Genomic DNA, 19,937 nt, shown 5'->3' on the forward strand with positions numbered 1-19,937 from the left:
TAAATTACTTTGTAACTTTGTAGCATGGCTAAGATGTTTAATAATATAGAGGAACTGTTGGAAGATATGGTTCAATGCTTTAGCGAGCATACTATGTTTGATATGTTGGAAGAACGTGATGTTATTTCAGTTTTACCTTTAGAAAACCCAGAGTTGGGCAAAGTTTTTTTAGCTAAAACGAATCAAGTGCTGGCAGATCATTTTGAGATATATGACGAGGATTGTTACGATACAAATAGTTTGTCAGATAAGGAAGAAAATCCTATTCTTTTTTGGAAGGATTACTTGAATTGTTTTTTTGATCTGGAGTTGGTGGATGATGATGCGATCAATTCAAAATATAATGGGACAGCTTTTGGTATTTACCAAATTGTAGGAATTGCATTTCGTGATGAGGTAAACAAAAGAATCAAACGTCGTCGTTTGAATGGAATTCGTTTAGAATATAAAGTAAATGAAACGCCAATGGATAGAAACAAGCATTGGTTACGTACATATGATAAAGAGTTTTAAGGTTCTATTGATTTTACGACAGTAGATATCAATAGAATCCGAATCCTCGCTAGATTTACTGGCGAGGCTTTTTTTGTTGGAGTAATTTATTTGAGTACACTTTTCAAAGCGTTAAATATTAGCTTAGTGTCAGTAATTATCGATGTTTAAGAAATACCTGGGGTTTTAGGTGTTAATTCTGAAACTAAAAAGCCCTTCTCAATTTGAGAAGGGCTTTTTAGTACCCAGCGCCGGAGTCGAACCGGCACATCCGAAGATATTGGTGTTTGAGACCAACGCGTCTACCAATTCCGCCAGCTGGGCAAGCTGCGTCGTTTTCAACGTTGCAAATATAGATTTTTAATAAATAAATGCAAAATAAATATGCACAAAGATAAATTAGCGCATGTTATTAATTAATAGTGCTAATAAGTTATTGTCTGTTATGCGTTTTGTAAAATGTATCTCTCTATCTCTGTATAAATCATAGCATAATTTGTGCTAACAGCTGTCGTATAAGAGTTGAAGTATGATGTTATATTCGGTGTTAAATAATTTTCTCGAATAAAAGCAGATAGTTTCTTGTCTGGTGGAGCTACTTCAATAGCTCTTTAGGTAGGTGTTCAGTTTAAAATCCTATAAAAAAAGAAAACCCTTGATAAATTTTATCAAGGGTTAAACGTACCTAGGGCGGGAATCGAACCCGCACTCCTTTAACAGGAACAGGATTTTAAGTCCTGCGTGTCTACCAGTTCCACCACCTAGGCAACTCTGGAGCGAAAAACGAGATTCGAACTCGCGACCCCAACCTTGGCAAGGTTGTGCTCTACCAGCTGAGCTATTTTCGCTTTTTTAAGTCTTTCAAAAGTTGTCTGGACATCGCGTCCTTCCGATTTGATGATGCAAATATAGAGCTATATTCCATTTCTGCAAAATGTTTTTGAAAATAAAGTGGCTTTTTCCTGTGTTGTACTGGCATTTGTTTGATTATCAGGTAGAATAATTTAATGCATTTAGCTGTTTTAATTGTTTTATATGATTTTGATTAAATACTTCTCAAGTGTGTTGGGTTAATTGTCTTTAATTTGTCTTGTTTTGTATTTAATTTTCTTTTTTTTTATTATAAATAAAAATTTTAATTACTTTTTTTATTAATTTTTTGTTTTAAACTTGTTTTTGTTTAAAATAATTTCATTATTTGTTTAATATTTATACAATATTTAAACAAATACATGTTTTTTTTGTTAAAAATTATAAAAAAATATCATGTTTTGTTTTAGTTTTCATTAATTTGTTTCGATTATTTATAGTTAACCCAATAAAACAAACTAAACTTAAAATTATGAAAAAAATAACTTTACTTTTTTCCCTATTTTTATCGATTTATGTATCTTATTCTCAAGAAAGTGTTGGTGGTATTGAAATTTCTGGTTCGGCTGATGCATATTGGAAGTATGATTTTGCAAATGGTGAGAATATCCAGACTTATTTTGCTAATGATCATAATTCAATCTCCTTGGGCATGCTTAATTTAGCGATCAAGAAGTCTACAGGGAAAGCATCCTTCGTCGGGGAGGTTTCATTTGGTCCCCGAGGTCAATATTTAACTATTCCAAATGGTGATGGTACAGATGATAACTCATTTCATATACAGAATTTATATGTAGATTATGCTTTTTCAGACAAATTTTCAATGACTGCTGGTTATATGGGGACTTTTATTGGGTTGGAGGTGATATCCCCAGCTTCAAATTTCCACTATAGCACATCATATCTTTTTGGAGCCGGTCCGTTTCAAAATGCAGGAATCAAGGGGACATATGCATTTTCAGATAAGGTTTCTTTAATGGCAGGATTATTTAACGATTGGAACACCTATAAAGATTTGAATGGTGTATCACATTTTGGGGCGCAATTAAATCTTGCTCCAATAGAGGGGCTAAGTATTTATGCGAATTTCCTAACTGGTACTTCAGCGGGTGGTAAAGATGAGTATTCGTCAGGTACGATTTATGATTTAGTAGCAAGTTATGAGGTGTCAGAGAAATTCTCAGTAGGGCTTAACGCTGCTGATTATACGTTCAAATCAGAAGGAGGTTTTCAGGGTGTGGCTTTATATCCTAAATACAATATAACTGATTATGCTCAAATTGGTGCAAGAGGTGAATTTTATAAAACCAAAGATGTGGGGAGCGATGAAGGAGAAGAAATAACTTCATTCACATTGACAGGTAAGTTGTCTCATGGAGGATTGTCATTCATTCCCGAAGTTCGGTTTGATTCTAATGATTCAATGCCATTCTTGAAAAGTGATTTTACGACTTCTACTAAATCAGCTTCGCAATTTTCATTAGCAGTGGTGTATGCTTTTTAGTCTGTAAAAGTATATTAATAAATCTATAATAATTAATTAAAAAAGGGATTTTGATTTTCAAAATCCCTTTTTTGTTTTATTTTTTTGAATTTTTTAATTCATTAAGTTCTTTACGCAAAGCTTCAAGTTCCGCTTGTTGTTCTTTAATTGCAGCTACTAATACAGGAATAAGATTTTCATTATTCACTTCGTCATATTTTACTGTTTTCGTGGCATTTTTTCCTGATTTGTAAATTTTAGATTGTGTCTTCACGACTTCTGGAGCTGCATTTTCTGCAGTGAATCCATATTGTTTGGACTTAGGTAATTCAAATGCTTTAAACTTATCAGTGTTGTAATTGAAAGTAATTGGCTCTAGATTATTTATTACAGCAAAAGGTTGAGAAATTGTTTCAACATTTACTTTCAGTTCTTTTTCAGTTAATTGTTGTGCATTGACAGTATGCACGATTCCCATGATAGCGCCTAAAATGACGATTGATCTTAATGTCATAGTAAAATGATTATATAATTAAATATTTTTATTGTTATTGTATTAAAGAATTGTATTGTTCGATTAGATTAATACATTTGGAGGGGGGTAGTGTAATTGAAAATGTATAAATGGTAATTTATGTTTTTTTTCAATGAAATTTAATTCAATACTATTAGATACGAAAAGATATGAAAATACGGATTGAATAAATACTTCAATCTCATAAAGCTTCTCAATTTCTTTAGTTTCGTTTTCGGTAGAGAATTGTTCTACAAATTCAGTATTGTGTGAGGTAATATGAATCAAAGGAGCGCTTGTCTTAAATGCCAAACAACTCAATAAAATTACTGAAAGTATATATTGAATTAATTTTATTCGCATATAATCTGTATATAACCCTTTGATTTAATGTTTGATATTATTTGTAAAAATACGAAAATATACTTTTTTATAAATATTAATTCTGTTACATTTTTGTCATAAATTGCGCCTCTTAATCTTTCAAATGTATAAATATAAGATCGTTCTCAAATCCCTTTGATTGAAGGTAACGAACTAATTTTGCTTTTGCTGTGTAGGACAATTTATGGGGTTGATTAAAGGTTTTTTTATTGATTAGAATTTTTATCTTTTCAATATATTCTTCATCATTGATTTCTCTAAGAGCGATTTTGATTAGAGGTTGTGATACTTTTTTTAACTTGAGGTGTTGAATGATTTTGATTTTTCCCCAATCTTTCATTCTAAACTTTCCACCTACATAAGCTTTAGCGAATCGTTCTTCATTAAGAAAATTTTCTGAAATAAGATTTGCTATAATATTTTCTACATCGGTCTCGTACAAACCCCATTCATATAATTTATCACGAACTTCCTGTTGACACCTCTCTTGGTAAGCGCAAAAACTTTCAATTTTTAACTTAGCTTGATTTGGTGTGTAATTTTTTTTGTTTCTTTCGTAACCATCCATTCTACAAATCTTGAAAAAATGACAGACTTATTAAAAAATAATGGTGAAATTTGTATGAATAACAAGGATATGTACATAATCAATGATATTGTAAAGGTTTTTGAACCTATTAAAACCGTACTTACACAGCCTAATTTGACATTTAGTCGATTGTCATACGATACACGTAAAATGCATACGGGGGCTGATAGTTTGTTTTTTGCTCTGCAAGGTCAACAAGATGGACATAGATTTGTTTATGAAGCTTATCAAAAAGGTGTTCGTAACTTTATAGTATCCGATTTAGCTTTAAATGTTGAGAATTTTCAGGATGCAAATTTTATCTGGGTCAAAAATACACTACGCGCTTTGCAAAGTCTGGTGTCATTACATCGAAATTCTATTCAAATTCCAGTTATTGGTATAACAGGTAGTAATGGGAAAACTATTGTAAAGGAGTGGTTGTCACAACTTTTAAAAGGACTTAAAAAAGTGTATCAAAGTCCAAAAAGCTACAATTCTCAGTTAGGTGTGGCATTATCTCTATGGGACTTAACTAATGATTATGATGTTGCTTTGATAGAGGCGGGTATCAGTACTGTGGACGAAATGCATTATTTAGAAGAAATGATTCGTCCAAGTTTGGGGATATTTACCTCATTAGGACCAGCACATCGTGAAGGCTTTGTCTCTAAAGAGGTCAAGCTTGCAGAAAAATGGAATTTATTCATTAGGTCCAAAAAGATATTTGTTCCATCAGCACAAGTTCTCAATGAATATCTTTCTAATGAACGTATCGTGAGTTGGGGAGTATCTAATACGGATATTCTTCGTGTACTAGCTATTCATTCTTATGAATTATATACGCAGGTGCACTTGTCGTATAGAAACTATGATTTTGAATTAAGTATCCCCTTTATCGACAAGGCTTCCATTGATAATGCATTGACTTGTGTGTTAGTTTTATTAGAAATAGGGGTGTCTATTGATATAATTCGTGATCGAATAGCATTATTAAAACCTTTGGATATGCGCTTGCAATTGAAAATGGGTAAAAATAATAGCAGCATAATCGATGATTCTTATTCAAATGATTTAGCTTCGTTAAATATAGCCTTGGACTTTTTGAATCAACAAAATCAATATGATAAGAAAAAACTTATTCTTAGTGATTTTGAAGGAGAAGAATTAACTGCTAAATTTCTGAATAAGCTACATCAGGTTTTGTCGACGGTACAGCTAGACGAAATTATCTTAGTGGGGGGAAGATTTAAGTCTATGGTGTTTGACTTTTCTAGAAATATTCATGTTTATGAATCTACCGAAGATTTATTGTCTAACTTGTCACAGTTGAATTTTAAGGATTCTGTTGTTTTAATTAAGGGGGCTCGTAAATATAAACTTGAAACCATAAGTAGATTGTTAACTGAAAAATCTCACGAAACTATATTGCAAATTAATTTGAAATCATTGGAACATAATTTGAAACAATATCGTTCTAAGATTGATTCTTCTGTCAAAATGATGGCTATGGTTAAGGCTTTTTCTTATGGTAGTGGTTCCTATGAAGTCGCTAATATCTTGCAGTTTAATAATGTAGATTATCTGACAGTTGCTTTTGTCGATGAAGGGAGTGAGTTGAGAAGATCAGGAATTAAATTGCCAATTATGGTGTTAAGCCCACATGAAAGTGCAATTGATGATATTCTTGAATACAACCTTGAACCAGAGATATATTCAGTTAGAATACTTAAAGTTTTTGTTCAATATTTGAAAAATAAAAATATTAATGATTACCCAGTTCATATTAAATTGGATACAGGGATGCATAGGTTGGGCTTCATGGATAATGAAATAGATGAACTATTACTTATTTTAAAAAATCAAAAGGAAGTTAGAATAAAATCGGTGTTTTCTCATTTAGTAGGGGCTGGTGTCGAGTCATTGAAAGATTTTACTGCTAAGCAGTTTTTACAGTTTAACTCAAATGCAGATAAAATAAACACGGCTCTTGGGTATTCATTTTTAAAGCATATTTGTAATACTTCTGGAATTGTCCACCATCCTGAAGGACATATGGATATGGTGAGGCTGGGGATAGGTTTATATGGTTTCGATATGAATCCTAAAGAATTAACTTTGGAACAAGTGGGTGTGTTAAAAACTACTATTACCCAGATTAAGCATATTCCGAAAGATGAAACGATTGGCTATGATCGCAAGGGGCTGCTGACACGAGATTCTATTATTGCTACTGTCAAAATTGGATATGCAGATGGGTATAGCAGACGATTTGGTAATGGTGTGGGCGAGATGGAGATAAATGGTCAATTGGTACAAACAGTAGGGAATATTTGTATGGATATGTGTATGTTGGATATAACCGATATTGAAGCAAAGGAAGGAGATGAAGTAATTGTGTTTCCTGATATGGCATTAGCGGCTCAAAATATAGGAACTATACCTTACGAATTACTTACAGGTATATCATCTCGTGTAAAGCGTGTTTATTATTATGAATAAATCTAAATTATTATATGTTTAAGAAGTTTTTTCAAAAGATTTTATATTATTTAATTAAGGGAGTCTTGGTGGTGGTGCCTGTTGCAGGTGCAGTATTTTTGATTATTTGGATTTTTGCTTCTATAGACAATGCGTTAAATATTTCCCAACACTTTTTAGAAGATGAATCTGGTCATCCATTATATATTCCTGGTGGGGGTTTATTGATGGTTTTATGTATTCTAATTTTAGTTGGTTTTATTTTTACCACATTTGTCACCGCACCGATTAGACATTGGTTGAGTCGGACCATTAATAAAATACCTTTATTTAATACGTTGTATTCATCAATCAGGGATTTTACGGAGGCTTTTGTTGGTGATGCGAAAAAATTCAACGAACCAGTTCTAGTTAAGGTCAACGATATGGGGCTAAAGAAGATTGGTTTTTTGACGCAGAGAGATTTAAACAAGATCGGTCTTGATGGTGAAGTTATAGTGTACTTTCCTTTCTCTTATTCATTTGCTGGTCAAATAGTTGTTGTGGAATCCCAATATGTAACAAAATTAAATATGTCTGCGACTGATGCTATGAAATTAGTTGTCTCTGGTGGGGTATCAGGTTTAGAATAATATGGCAAATTTTCTTAACAATATATTTGGAAAAGCACCTATTGTAGATACTGATAAGTTAAATTTGCAAGCTCAATTGAGTGTTCAATCATGCATGCTGGATTTAAACTTGATTCGTATAGCTGTAGAACAAAAAAAAATTGTTTTACTTCAAGATTTTTTTTCATTAACTACCCGAGTTGATATAAATAAGCAATATTCATTAAACAAAGAACTTGATTTGCTGAATAGTTATATTTCGAGTTATAAATCAGCTAGCCAAAGTGAGTTTTTTATAAAGGTATCAAATACAGTAGAAAAGGAATCACTAATACAGGTTTTTCCGTTTATTTTGCTGCCGTTAATTCAAAATGCTATTATTAATGGGTATAATTCTATGGAGAATTATCCTATACGTATTAACATAATGGCTAGTACGAATAGTTTAAAATTGGAAGTTAGTAATCGTGTAAATCATTATATCCAAAGTCAAGAATCTACCACTGTAATTGAGAATCTGAAAGCAAGGCTTACACTATTATATCCAGAAAGACATCAATTACTAATCAATAGTAATAGTAATATTTTCAAAACTACATTGTTATTAGGATAGGCCATATTTTTGTGTATTTCTTTTGTTGTATTCTTTATTTTAATTTTTCAATTATTTATATTTACTATTACAATAGTTAAAGACGGATTTAAATATAAATAATATGACAGGAACATTAATAGAGAAAGAAGATATTGTAAATCATAAAATATTAGCGGCTGAGGTAAATAGATCCGAAGAGTTGAGGGGTAAATTGGCAGATGCTCAAAGATTGGGAAATGAGTTTAAGTCAAAAGCTGCAATTGTATTTAATACAATTGATGGTCCTTTACGTGTAGAAACAACTGTATGGTCCGTTACGGATAAATATGTACAAATCAAGTCCGGTGTTTTAATACCACTAGCTGCTATATTAGAAGTTTGTTTTTAATTTTCTTAACAAAATATTATTAGTTTTTAAAAACCTCTCTTGTTTAAGAGAGGTTTTTTTTTGTTTTCGTAAAATATTGAATTAATTCTTCTTTATTGTTTTATGTTTTTAACTTTGGTGAATTACATCTAACTATTGAATTGTAGTTTCCTTTTGAGCTACTAAATATTTCTTATGAAAAACAAAAACGTGAAGTATATTACTCCAAAGATTTCTTTGGAATTAATTATGGTTGAAGATCCCGTATGTAATGGGTCTATCGTTGTAAATCCTGTAAATTCATATCCTCATGTAAATGATTGGGAAGATGGCTATGGTGAAACTGTTAATGGAGGACGATATGACTTATAAAAACAACTTTCTAATCATATTGAACCAAAAATCTGTAATTTTCCTATACGTACTATGTCTATTTTCTTTTTTTAGTTGCTCTAAGGATATATCAGAAACTACTAGCGGTTCGCAGGAGATAGGAATTGGTCTTACCGTAAATGTTGGAGGAATTAGGGAAGAATTTCAAACGATAGCTTCTACAGTTACAAACCATAATGTTAAAGAAAATCTGGCGTCTGATATACTATACTATGATGACTTTGATGCTCTAGCATCTGTAGAAGATTATTCACATAGATATCTATCTAATTCAGCTAAAATCACATCAAGAGGAAAGGATAGGATTGCCGCAAATTCTCCTGTTCAACAAGGAGTTCAGTATTATTTAGTTTTATTTGAAGATAATAATGGATCTCGAGGCGCTTATATGCGATCGGACTTATTGACAGCAGGTCAGGCATTTACAATAAAAGTAGAAGAGGGTAAAAAATATCACTGGATAGCGTATTCATATAACTCGATTGAAAATGATTTACCTCAAATTAATTTTATGAGTGAATCAACGGTGTCTATGGGAGTCAATAAAGATTTTTTGTATGCCAGTGGAATTTCAGGTGTTGTAAGTTCAACTAATCCTACATTCTTATCCATTGTTTTTGACCACATGCTTTCAAGAGTAGGAGTTGAGGTTAATACTAGAGGTATGTTTGCGGATATCAATGAATTGAATATTGAATTAGTAAATACTAATTTGAAGGTTGCTAATTTCAATCTATTAAACCAAGAAATTACTGCAAGTACAGTCGAATACGGCGAAAATTTACAATTAAGTGCTATGGGAGGTGTTCCGAGCAGCCCAAGAGCAGATACTAAGGTAGCTTTTGTATATATTCCACCATATAGTGGTAGCTTGAATAATTTTCAAGTTCGATTAAGAAAATTAACAATCAATCTTGATGCACAAGCACAGGCACTTGGTCATAGTACTCGAACATTTGAGTATACTTCGACAAATGGCCCGGTTTTTACTTCAAATTTGGGTAACTTACTAAAGGGAAAGGCTAAAGTCGTAAAAATAGATTTATTAGAATCACCTTTGACAATATCTTCTAGGGGATATTATTACTTAATAGTTTTACCAGTTGGATATTTTGATCATAATGTGAAGTGGGCAAGATCAAATTTATATCATAATCGTTTAGACAATTCATATAGATTTCAGCATATCAATATTCCTTCTTTTAATAGAGAATCTTATTTTTCGTGGGGAAGTGCTAATCCATTAGCCTACGGCACTAATAGTGATCCTTGTTCTTTAGTTTATCCAGCAGGTGTTTGGAAAATGCCATCAGCGACTGATTTCTATGCAACAATAGGTGGTACAGTTACTGATATAAATTTGTTGAATTTGATAAAAGTAAATTTGAATCTATTAGGTATTAATTTAGCTGGTATTTATTTCCCAACTCCATCATCAAGAAATAGGACTGCAACTTACACAGAATATACGCCAGATTCAGGACAAAGTACATTTTACAATGCCACAACAGATGTAGGTATTAATAATAAGATAAGATTTAATTATAATGGATTTTACGCTAATATTGGCTTGGTAGAAAATCTTATAAATTTAAATCTAGGAGAAGCTGGAAATATATCTAGAATATGGACTAGCACAGCAAATGTTAGTTTATTAGGGCTTGCTGGAGTAGGAGCAGTAAGTTATTCGGGTACAGCACTAACAGATTATCTAGACGCATCCTTACTAAATTTGTTAAATATTAATGCTTTAGGGATTGATGTCGCAAAAACAGATCTTAATAATATAAGATGTGTTAGATCAAATTAATAGTGTATCTTCTGTAGAATAAAATAAAAGCTCTCAAAATTTTGAGAGCTTTTATTTTATTCTACAGGCTGTACATTTTTTTTAGTATGATTCATATCCAAAACAGGTACTAATCCTTCGGATGGCATATAGATAATTTGTGGTAAATCACCTTTGTCGGCGAGCTTTTCTAAAGTACGAATGAATAAATATTGATTGTATGTGCTGTTTAAAGTACCATTCTCTAATTTCATAGCTTCTGCCATACCTTTAGCGCGTTCTACTTCGGCTTGAGCATTGAGTTTTTCAGCCTCTAAGCGAGTTCTAGCTTCTTCAATTAAGATTTTACGATTCTGCTCAGCTTTAGCCATTTCAGCTTTACCTGCCATTTCTTGTTGCCAAACATTGTACAGCGGTAAGCCAAACATTAATATAATTATAATAATGACTACAGATGCTAGGATAATTCCAATAGGTTTAGAGTTTTTCATTTACTAATTTTAAATTACTTTCTTACTATAAATCATTTTATACATGTCAAACCCTTCGGCCCAATAATTTTTATGCGTTTCCAGCAACTTAAAGCCATTTTTTTCATAAAATGAATGTGCATGCTGAGAAGTTCGTACAATGATAGACTTTATATTCTTGCGATGGGTTATTATTTCTAAGCGATGATTAAGGAGCAATGTGCCGATACCTTGTTTATGAAAGCCGACATCTACAATATCCCAACTGATCTTAGCTAACTGTTTTTCTTTATCATAGTTGATTCCTGCACCTGCTATGATATTATCTTCTAATACAGCGACAAAATAATCTTGAAGTTCATGATCTAAATAATATTTATAATCTTCAATTTCTGTTTCAGCAAAAAATTGAGGCGTGTTATTTTTTAATATTTGCAACAATTGGGTATAATCCTCTGGTTTATATTTTCTTATTACGATTGCACTATTCATATTTCCAGTATACTTTGTCAGAAGATACTAATTTTATTCTAAAAAATAAAATATTAGAAGTTGTGTAATAATATTATCGTGTAAAAATAAAGAGCGTCCAATTCATTCTTGGACGCTCTTTGAAATTATTTAGTTGGTGTGTCTGTGTCTTTACCAAAATTGTAACTCGCAAATCGTCCAACATCTTTGGGGTGTACCACATCAATTTCTTCATGCCCCCAAGGCCACCCACCAAATTGAGTTTTGCGATAATCTGCAAAAGCTTGATCTAGTTCTTCTTTTGTATTCATGACAAAAGGTCCGTAAGCTTCAACTGGCTCATTAATAGGTTCGCCTTCCAATATTAACAATTTAGCACGTTCGGAATTATTTTTTATTATAATCTCTTCTCCACCAGCTAAATCAGCGATGAAATTTTGTTGCATACTATATGTATCAATATTTACAACACCACTTCCATCATAAAAGAATAAAAATCTATTCATTGTATCTGAAACAGCCTCTAACTTATAAGTTGCATTAGGAGCTAAGTCAATTAATGCTACACCTACATGATGTTTTGGATCTTTGGCCCATGAGTGGGGTAGTGCGTCGATCGACTTTACACCATTATATTCACCCAATATTACTTTCACTCTGACATCATCACCTACTTTTGCAATTGGAATATTTTCGTGCCAAAGCATTTTGTATTCAGGCTCAGTCATTTTACTTACTGCCGGAAGATTTAACCATATTTGAAACAAGCGCATTGGATTATCTTTGTCTTCATTTATTAATGGAAACATTTCACCATGCAACACACCAGAGCCAGCACTCATCAACTGCACATCACCTTCACCATAACGACCCTTTGAACCTTTGGAATCAAAGTGGTCTGCAAAACCTTCCTCAGCTATCGTGATAATCTCAAAACCACGATGGGGGTGAAATGGAAAACCGGGGATTTCTTTGCCATGATACATACGCCAATCAGCGTTTCGGTCAAAATCATTTCCCAAATTTTTTCCTTCCAAAGATGCTTTAGGTCCAAATTTACCATTACCAGCAGGATACTTGTCATAATGGTAAGCACCTAAAATAAATGGATCTCCTATAGGCATTGGACCTACTACTTTTTGAATATTTTTAACTTTCATTTTATTACCTTTCTTTACAATATACTTATCAAACGTTATGCCGTAATATGCCAATATGTGACGGAGTAACCTTGAGGTAAGTGCCTTTATTTCTTTTGTATAATTTCAATAATTGCTCATAATTTGATATTAACATTGAAATTTAATTCTAAATATTTTGTTCATCTTAATAAATAAATGATTGAAAGGTTTAACTGCACAATTTGAGAGGAGTAAGGTAATACAACTTTTTTATGAAAAATCTTTTAATAGCTCTCTATTTGAGATTTGGACGGGTAAATTTTATAGTTAGAATATTGAAATCATGATTAATAATAAGGCTTATTTATTTTGTCATTAGTATTATTATCTAAAACTAATTTGAGACAATTTTTAAAAGTACTACTAGTTTGTATCTAATAGTACTTTTAAGAGCGAGGCTTATTATACAAAATCTAATAATTGACGAGACTATAGTGTTTTTTGAAAACACACTAACGAAAGAATTATAACATTTAGGTTATTAGTCAAGCTTAAAATTAAGAATTTAGTTATCCGAAAATTGAATGAATGGATATATTTCGTTTTCGATATGTGCTTTGTTAATCAATTTCGAAAGTTGTTTTACTTTCTTTGGATTCGAACGAGCTACATTGTTTTTCTCGAAAGGATCTTTTTCAATATTATACAATTCGTAATATGACTCGTTGGGAATTTTCACTTTTTGTTTGATCAATTTCCAACCTTTAGATAATACAGCTTGTCTTCCTCCATCTTCATGAAATTCCCAATACAGATATTTATGCTTGTTTTGTTTTCCTTGGTTTAATAGTGTTGGAAGAAAAGAAATACCATCATTTTGGATTGATGGAGATGTTTTTCCTAATTCCACTAGTGTATTATATACATCCCAAAATGCTCCTATATGAATTGTTTGTTGATTTGGTGAAATTTTATTTTTCCAATTTACAATAAGTGGTGTACGTATACCTCCTTCGTAAAGTGAACGTTTTGCTCCTTTATATCCTGCTGTACTGTTAAAGAAGTCAGGATCTGCACCACCTTCACGATGTGCTCCATTGTCACTCGTAAATAAAATAATAGTATTCTCTCGCAGACCTAATTCATCTAATTTTGCGACAATCTGCCCAACATAGGCGTCCATGCGAGTCACCATTGCAGCAAAAGTTGCGCGTGGCTTTTCTACAGATGCATATCCTGCAATAGTCGCATTTTTTCCATAGTCTTCTCCTTTGTGTGGATTTTCTACAAAAGCATTTTCGTACATTTTAAAATATTCGTCATCAGGGCCTGCTAACTCTGCATGCGGTAATACAGTTGGAACAAAAAGGAAGAACGGTTTGTCTTTATTCTCTTCTATGAATTGTAGTGTGTGTCCTTGGATTAATGTAGGAGCATAGAGCTCTTTATTTGATAAATCATTTCCTTTAAGTTCCACACGGTCGCTATTATGCCATAAATGTGTTGGGTAATAACGGTGTGATTGGCGCTGGCAATTATAACCAAAGAAGGTGTCAAAACCTTTTAGGTTAGGATCTCCGCTAGTACCGACCATTCCTAGTCCCCATTTTCCAAATGCACCAGTCGTATAACCTGCCTTTTGCAAGTCCATCGCAAATGTTTGAATAGAATCTGCTAATGGCTCTTGTCCTTCAGGCTCAATTTCTTTATTTCCTCTTACATAGGCGTGTCCTGTATGCATACCTGTCATAAGGGATGCGCGGGAGGGGGCACAAACAGATGTGCCGGCGTAGAATTGTGTAAAAGTAATGCCTTGATCAGCTAATTTATCCAAGTTTGGGGTCTTGATTTTTTCTTGACCATAGACACCTAAATCTCCAATTCCTAAATCATCTGCTAAGATGAATACAATGTTTGGTTTTTTGGATTGCGCGTTTGATGACAAGGCTAGTAAAAATAGGATGAAGGTTATTATGTGAGTTGTTTTATTCATGTTTATTCTAGGAAGCTAGTATATTAAGTTATCTCGACGCTAAAATATTATTTATTTATGAATACGTCTCCAAGAGATATAAAAAAAGTAAAAAGGTTCTTTCCATTAGTGAAAAGAACCCTTTGCAAAAGGAGAATTATCAAAGACTATTGCTTATTCTTATTTAAGAAAACAAAATTTCCATCAAAAACATCTAATTTAATAATCGAATCTGAAGTCACTTTGCCAGACAAAATTTCTTTAGACAGTTCGTTCAAAATTCGCTTTTGAATCACACGTTTCAATGGACGTGCACCATAAATAGGGTCATATCCCAATTGAGCTAACCAATCCAACGCTTCATCAGTCGCCGATAAGAAGATATTTTGCTCTGCCAATTGTTTGGTAACATGATTAAATTGCATTCTCACTATACTACCAATTTCATTCCTACTTAACGGTGTGAACATGATGATCTCATCTATGCGGTTCAAAAACTCTGGTCGAATTGATTTTTGCAATAATTCAAAAACCTCATCTTTCGTTTTTGCAACGACTTCATCTCTGTTTACATCATTCAATTGAGAGAAATTCTCTTGTATGATATGAGATCCAGTATTCGATGTCATAATGATAATCGTATTTTTGAAATTCACCACACGACCTTTGTTGTCTGTCAAATGACCATCATCCAGCACTTGTAATAAGATGTTGAACACATCAGGATGTGCTTTTTCAATCTCATCCAACAAGACCACAGAATATGGACGACGACGCACTGCTTCCGTTAATTGACCACCTTCTTCATAACCCACGTATCCTGGAGGCGCACCAATCAACCGCGATACAGCATGGCGTTCTTGGTATTCGGACATATCAATACGTACTAGCGCTTGCTCATCATCAAACAAAAATTCCGCTAAAGCTTTTGCCAACTCCGTTTTACCAACCCCAGTAGTTCCTAAGAAGATAAACGAACCAATAGGGCGTTTGGCATCACTAAGACCAGCGCGTGAGCGACGAATAGCATCCGAAATGGCTTCTATAGCTTCTTCTTGACCAGCCACGCGTTTATGTAGTTCCCCTTCTAAATTCAACAGTTTTTCACGTTCTGACTGTATCATTTTGTTAACTGGAATCCCCGTCCAACGTGACACTACATCTGCAATGTCTTCAGAAGTAACTTCTTCTTTCAACATCCGTGAACTTGCTTGCTTTTCGTTTAACTCTGCTTTAAGTTTTTCAACAGTGTCTTGTGCTTCTTTTATTTTGCCGTAACGCAATTCAGCTACCCGGCCATAGTCACCCTGACGTTCGGCTTGATCAGCTTCCAATTTGTAATCTTCTATATTTTGAACTTCTTGGTTGACACGATCCACTAAAGTTTTCTCGGATTGCCAAGCTGCCTTTAATGAATCTCTTTCCGATGAAAGATTCGCTATAGTTTCCGATAATTCAGCTACTTTTTTCTCATCTTTCTCTCGTTTTATGGCTTCCCGTTCAATTTCCAGTTGCATGATGCGGCGCTCCAATTCGTCTACAGCTTCAGGAACTGAGTCCATTTCTAAACGTAATTTTGAAGCAGCCTCATCCACTAAATCAATCGCTTTGTCTGGTAAGAAACGATCTGTAATATAGCGTTGCGAAAGTTCAACAGCTGCGATAATTGATTCATCAAGTATGCGCACTTTGTGGTGTGTTTCATAACGTTCTTTCAAGCCACGAAGAATAGAAATTGCATCTTGCGTATCCGGCTCTTCGACCATAACTTTTTGAAAACGACGTTCTAAAGCTTTATCCTTTTCAAAATATTTTTGATACTCATTCAACGTGGTCGCACCAATTGCGCGTAATTCACCACGCGCTAATGCTGGTTTCAAAATATTTGCGGCATCCATTGCTCCTTCGCCACCACCAGCACCTACTAATGTGTGGATCTCATCAATGAACAAGATAATCTCACCATCAGATTCTGAAACCTCTTTTACAACAGCTTTAAGACGTTCTTCAAATTCTCCCTTATATTTTGCTCCGGCAATCAATGCTCCCATATCCAGCGAGAAAACAGTTTTTGTTTTCAAATTTTCTGGTGCATCACCTTTGATTATACGATGTGCTATACCTTCTGCGATCGCTGTTTTACCAACACCGGGCTCACCGACTAAGATTGGGTTATTTTTTGTACGACGCGAAAGAATTTGCATCACACGACGAATTTCTTCATCACGTCCTATTACAGGATCAAGTTTGCCTGATTCTGCAAATTCATTTAAATTGCGGGCATATTTACCTAATGCATTATATGTTGCTTCCGCATTTGGATCTGTCACTCTATTATTTCCTCTCAATTCTTTAATTGCTAATTTTAAATCTTTTTCATTAACTCCTTGACCTTTCAATAAACTTCCAACCTTATCTGAAGAGGAGAGAAGTCCTAATAAAAGATGTTCTATGGACACATACTCATCATTAAATTCTTTCAAATAGCTTTGTGCCTTTTGAAGTACAGTAGCTGAGGTATTACTTAAGTATACATTCGTATCAGATACTTTTGGTAAAGCGTCAATTATTTTATCTGTCTCCGTACCAATGTAATTGCTGTTTACATTTAGTTTTTTTAGTAAATGTGCAATTACGTTTTCATCTACGGTCAACAATGCTTTGAGTATATGTGCTGGTTCAATAGCTTGCTGTTGATTGCCAACCGCAATTTCTGAAGCTTTTTGAATAGCCTCCTGTGCTTTGATTGTATAATTGTTAAAATTCATTTTTATTCTCCTTTCGGTTTACATAATTATTTTAACAAATGGAATGCCTGTGGGTTTTATAAAGTTTAAATCGGAAATTTTGTCTGTTTTAAGTGGTTTTGAGCGTCAAAATTTCATGTTTTGATTAAGCTGACTGAATTTTTGACCAAAAATAAAGCGCAAGATATTATCTTGCGCTTTCCAAATTTTTGAATATGAGCTAAAAGTTAGCCTAAATAAGATTTTAAAATTTTGCTACGAGATGTGTGACGAAGACGTTGCAAAGCTTTGTCTTTAATTTGACGTACACGTTCTCTCGTTAGGTTAAATTTCTCACCGATCTCTTCAAGTGACAGGGGGTGATTTGATCCTAAACCAAAGAATAAAACGATAATCTCTCTTTCTCTTTCTGTAAGTGTAGATAGTGAACGTTTGATCTCTTCAGATAATGACTCGTCAATCAATGAACTATCTGTATCAGGATCAGAATTTTCTAATACGTCTAATAACGTATTTTCTTCACCTTGTACAAATGGTGCATCCATTGATACATGTCTACCTGAATTACTCAACGTATCTGAAACCTTGTCTACTGTAGTTTCTAAGATGTCCGCTAATTCTTCTGGAGAAGGCTCTCTTTCGTACTCTTGTTCTAATTTTGAAAACGCTTTGCTGATCTTACTTAATGAACCTACTTGGTTAAGAGGTAGACGTACGATACGTGATTGTTCAGCGATAGCTTGCAAAATAGATTGACGAATCCACCACACCGCATAAGAGATAAATTTAAAACCTTTGGTTTCGTCAAAACGTTTAGCTGCTTTTATTAGGCCTAAGTTACCTTCATTGATCAAGTCTCCTAAAGTAAGACCTTGATTTTGATATTGTTTAGCAACAGAAACTACGAAACGTAAGTTGGTTTTTGTTAATTTCTCTAATGCCACTTGATCCCCCTCGCGAATACGTTGTGCTAAGATTACCTCTTCTTCAGCAGTAATCAAGTCAACTTTTCCAATTTCATGTAAATACTTGTCAAGAGATTGTGATTCACGATTCGTGATCGATTGTGTAATTTTGAGCTGTCTCATTAATTTTTATACCTTTTTTCTGGATGTTGCAAAAATACTAATATTTTACGTGAATATATGTAATAAATTTGTAATTTATCACTTCATTATGAGGGAGTTATAATGTGTATCGAAATTTATTATTAACTTCAAAAATCATTCCAAAAAATCTTAATTAATGTTAATTAAGTAGTTATATTACAATAAATAATTTTTGTTCCTCTATATTAAAACCTTTTCACAATAAAAATGTTTTCACATTATAAAATTATAATTACAATGAAAAAGTTAATTATTCGACTGGATCAAGTTATGGCTAAAAAACGAATGTCCCTTAATGAATTAAGCGGACATGTTGGAATAACTTTATCAAACTTATCCATTTTAAAAAACAACAAGGCTAAAGCTATACGTTTAAGTACATTGGCAGCTATATGCAAAGCACTAGACTGCCAACCAGGTGATGTTATCGTGTATGAGGAAGAATAAATTTATTTTATAATTTATTTATTTCTCAAAACGATAGCCTTTTAAAAAATCATTAATTTCCATTCTTTTCTTCCCTTCAATTTGAATGATTTTCAAATTGAGGTAGCCATCTATTGTTGCATATTTCAAAAAAGATTTTCCATCACTTAAGATTGAACCGGCTTCGCTTGAGTGATTGGTTAATTCTTTTTCAGCCTCAAAAATCTTGAGTACTTTATTGTTTAAATATGTAAAAGCTGTAGGATAGGGACTTAAACCGCGTGTTAGATTATAAATGCTTTCAGTCGTATTTTTCCAATTTATAAGACAGTCTTCTTTAAAAATTTTAGGCGCATGTTTTAAATTTTCAATGCTCAAATTTTCTTGAGGAACAGGTTTAATACTATTATTTCGAAGACCATCGATAGTTCTTACTAACGTTTCTGCTCCAGCAAGCATCAGTTTGTCATGAAGTATTCCTGCATTGTCGGTTTCATTAATATCAACTTTCGTCGCTAATAAGATATTGCCGGTATCGATTTCATGTTGTAAAAGGAATGTCGTAACGCCAGATTCCTTCTCTCCATTTATCACTGCATGATTAATAGGGGCAGCCCCTCTATATTGTGGCAATAAAGAGGCATGTACATTAATCGTCCCCATAGGAGGCATGTTCCAAACAAGTTCTGGTAACATACGAAATGCAACGACAACTTGTAAATCAGCTTGATAAGATTTTAAATCTTCTATAAAACTAGGATCTCTTAATTTCTCCGGTTGTAAAACAGGTAAGCCATTAGCTTCGGCAAAAACCTTTACCGCAGATTGATTTAATTTTTGTCCTCTTCCAGCTGGTTTATCTGGAGCAGTAATCACAGCAACAACATTTTCTCCAGCATCTAACAAAGCTTTTAATGAAGCCACTGCAAAATCTGGGGTTCCCATAAACACGATACGCATATATAATCTTATTACTTTTATTTTAAAACGGTATAACTTGAATTTGTCAAGTGCCAAAAATTATTAACTTTGCGAAGTTACAAAATAATATTGCAGGTTGAATTTTCCTTTATT

General features: G+C 33.2%; 19 protein-coding genes and 3 tRNA genes. 9 read left to right on the top strand and 13 right to left on the bottom strand.

Going from position 1 to position 19,937, the window contains the following annotated elements; translation table 11 throughout:
• The first annotated feature begins 24 nt into the window (after positions 1-24).
• On the top strand, positions 25-513 hold the full coding sequence (locus IPZ78_RS10125; protein ID WP_225553304.1) for a hypothetical protein: 489 nt from the start codon (positions 25-27) through the stop codon (positions 511-513).
• A 221-nt stretch (positions 514-734) separates the two neighbouring features.
• Here the strand turns inward: IPZ78_RS10125 and IPZ78_RS10130 are convergent.
• The 3 genes from IPZ78_RS10130 to IPZ78_RS10140 form a co-directional block, all read right to left on the bottom strand.
• A tRNA-Leu gene (locus tag IPZ78_RS10130) sits at positions 735-816 on the bottom strand.
• 358 nt (positions 817-1,174) lie between these two features.
• Positions 1,175-1,259, bottom strand: a tRNA-Leu gene (locus IPZ78_RS10135).
• A gap of 5 nt (positions 1,260-1,264) precedes the next feature.
• Positions 1,265-1,340, bottom strand: a tRNA-Gly gene (locus IPZ78_RS10140).
• A 494-nt stretch (positions 1,341-1,834) separates the two neighbouring features.
• Here IPZ78_RS10140 and IPZ78_RS10145 point away from each other — a divergent pair.
• Positions 1,835-2,866: a porin gene (locus IPZ78_RS10145; protein ID WP_225553306.1), complete on the top strand. Its 1,032-nt coding sequence runs from the start codon at positions 1,835-1,837 to the stop codon at positions 2,864-2,866.
• A 76-nt stretch (positions 2,867-2,942) separates the two neighbouring features.
• Here IPZ78_RS10145 and IPZ78_RS10150 read toward each other — a convergent pair whose 3' ends face one another.
• From IPZ78_RS10150 to IPZ78_RS10160, 3 genes are all read right to left on the bottom strand, one after another.
• The gene (locus IPZ78_RS10150) at positions 2,943-3,359 is read right to left on the bottom strand and encodes a tail fiber domain-containing protein (protein WP_225553308.1); all 417 of its coding nucleotides are present in this window, start codon (positions 3,357-3,359) and stop codon (positions 2,943-2,945) included.
• 63 nt (positions 3,360-3,422) lie between these two features.
• Positions 3,423-3,722: a hypothetical protein gene (locus IPZ78_RS10155; RefSeq protein WP_225553310.1), complete on the bottom strand. Its 300-nt coding sequence runs from the start codon at positions 3,720-3,722 to the stop codon at positions 3,423-3,425.
• Between the two features lie 112 nt (positions 3,723-3,834).
• Positions 3,835-4,311: a regulatory protein RecX gene (locus tag IPZ78_RS10160; RefSeq protein ID WP_225553312.1), complete on the bottom strand. Its 477-nt coding sequence runs from the start codon at positions 4,309-4,311 to the stop codon at positions 3,835-3,837.
• Between the two features lie 18 nt (positions 4,312-4,329).
• On the opposite strand from IPZ78_RS10160, the gene IPZ78_RS10165 reads away from it, so the two are divergent.
• The 6 genes from IPZ78_RS10165 (at position 4,330) to IPZ78_RS10190 (ending at position 10,568) form a co-directional block, all read left to right on the top strand.
• Entirely contained in the window at positions 4,330-6,813 is a 2,484-nt protein-coding gene (locus IPZ78_RS10165; RefSeq protein ID WP_225553314.1) for a bifunctional UDP-N-acetylmuramoyl-tripeptide:D-alanyl-D-alanine ligase/alanine racemase, read from the top strand.
• 14 nt (positions 6,814-6,827) lie between these two features.
• The gene (locus tag IPZ78_RS10170) at positions 6,828-7,424 is read left to right on the top strand and encodes a DUF502 domain-containing protein (protein ID WP_225553315.1); all 597 of its coding nucleotides are present in this window, start codon (positions 6,828-6,830) and stop codon (positions 7,422-7,424) included.
• Position 7,425: 1 nt separating this feature from the next.
• Positions 7,426-8,016 (top strand): LytS family sensor histidine kinase, encoded by a 591-nt coding sequence (locus tag IPZ78_RS10175; RefSeq protein ID WP_225553318.1) that lies wholly within the window; start codon positions 7,426-7,428, stop codon positions 8,014-8,016.
• A gap of 103 nt (positions 8,017-8,119) precedes the next feature.
• Positions 8,120-8,386 carry a hypothetical protein gene (locus IPZ78_RS10180; RefSeq protein ID WP_225553320.1) on the top strand — a complete coding sequence of 89 codons (267 nt, stop codon included), beginning with the start codon at positions 8,120-8,122 and terminating at the stop codon, positions 8,384-8,386.
• Positions 8,387-8,560: 174 nt separating this feature from the next.
• On the top strand, positions 8,561-8,737 hold the full coding sequence (locus IPZ78_RS10185; protein WP_225553322.1) for a hypothetical protein: 177 nt from the start codon (positions 8,561-8,563) through the stop codon (positions 8,735-8,737).
• Entirely contained in the window at positions 8,700-10,568 is a 1,869-nt protein-coding gene (locus IPZ78_RS10190; protein WP_225553324.1) for a fimbrillin family protein, read from the top strand. Before IPZ78_RS10185 ends, IPZ78_RS10190 begins: the two co-directional genes overlap by 38 nt.
• Positions 10,569-10,624: 56 nt before the next feature.
• On the opposite strand, the gene IPZ78_RS10195 is transcribed toward IPZ78_RS10190, so the two are convergent.
• From IPZ78_RS10195 to IPZ78_RS10220, 6 genes are all read right to left on the bottom strand, one after another.
• Positions 10,625-11,038, bottom strand: coding sequence for a flotillin family protein (locus tag IPZ78_RS10195; RefSeq protein ID WP_225553325.1), 414 nt, complete (start codon positions 11,036-11,038; stop codon positions 10,625-10,627).
• A gap of 9 nt (positions 11,039-11,047) precedes the next feature.
• On the bottom strand, positions 11,048-11,509 hold the full coding sequence (locus IPZ78_RS10200) for a GNAT family N-acetyltransferase (protein WP_225553327.1): 462 nt from the start codon (positions 11,507-11,509) through the stop codon (positions 11,048-11,050).
• A 125-nt stretch (positions 11,510-11,634) separates the two neighbouring features.
• The gene (locus IPZ78_RS10205) at positions 11,635-12,648 is read right to left on the bottom strand and encodes a pirin family protein (RefSeq protein WP_225553329.1); all 1,014 of its coding nucleotides are present in this window, start codon (positions 12,646-12,648) and stop codon (positions 11,635-11,637) included.
• A 526-nt stretch (positions 12,649-13,174) separates the two neighbouring features.
• Positions 13,175-14,602: an arylsulfatase gene (locus IPZ78_RS10210; protein WP_225553332.1), complete on the bottom strand. Its 1,428-nt coding sequence runs from the start codon at positions 14,600-14,602 to the stop codon at positions 13,175-13,177.
• Positions 14,603-14,748: 146 nt separating this feature from the next.
• Positions 14,749-17,349 carry an ATP-dependent chaperone ClpB gene (clpB, locus tag IPZ78_RS10215; RefSeq protein ID WP_225553334.1) on the bottom strand — a complete coding sequence of 867 codons (2,601 nt, stop codon included), beginning with the start codon at positions 17,347-17,349 and terminating at the stop codon, positions 14,749-14,751.
• 206 nt (positions 17,350-17,555) lie between these two features.
• Positions 17,556-18,416 carry a sigma-70 family RNA polymerase sigma factor gene (locus IPZ78_RS10220; RefSeq protein WP_079642450.1) on the bottom strand — a complete coding sequence of 287 codons (861 nt, stop codon included), beginning with the start codon at positions 18,414-18,416 and terminating at the stop codon, positions 17,556-17,558.
• 258 nt (positions 18,417-18,674) lie between these two features.
• Between IPZ78_RS10220 and IPZ78_RS10225 the strand changes: the two genes are divergently transcribed.
• On the top strand, positions 18,675-18,884 hold the full coding sequence (locus tag IPZ78_RS10225) for a helix-turn-helix domain-containing protein (protein ID WP_225553336.1): 210 nt from the start codon (positions 18,675-18,677) through the stop codon (positions 18,882-18,884).
• An 18-nt stretch (positions 18,885-18,902) separates the two neighbouring features.
• On the opposite strand, the gene fmt is transcribed toward IPZ78_RS10225, so the two are convergent.
• Positions 18,903-19,823, bottom strand: coding sequence for a methionyl-tRNA formyltransferase (fmt, locus tag IPZ78_RS10230; RefSeq protein WP_225553337.1), 921 nt, complete (start codon positions 19,821-19,823; stop codon positions 18,903-18,905).
• Positions 19,824-19,937 lie beyond the last annotated feature (114 nt).

This window comes from Sphingobacterium bovistauri, from assembly GCF_020295405.1.
Taxonomy (GTDB): Bacteria; Bacteroidota; Bacteroidia; order Sphingobacteriales; family Sphingobacteriaceae; genus Sphingobacterium; species Sphingobacterium bovistauri.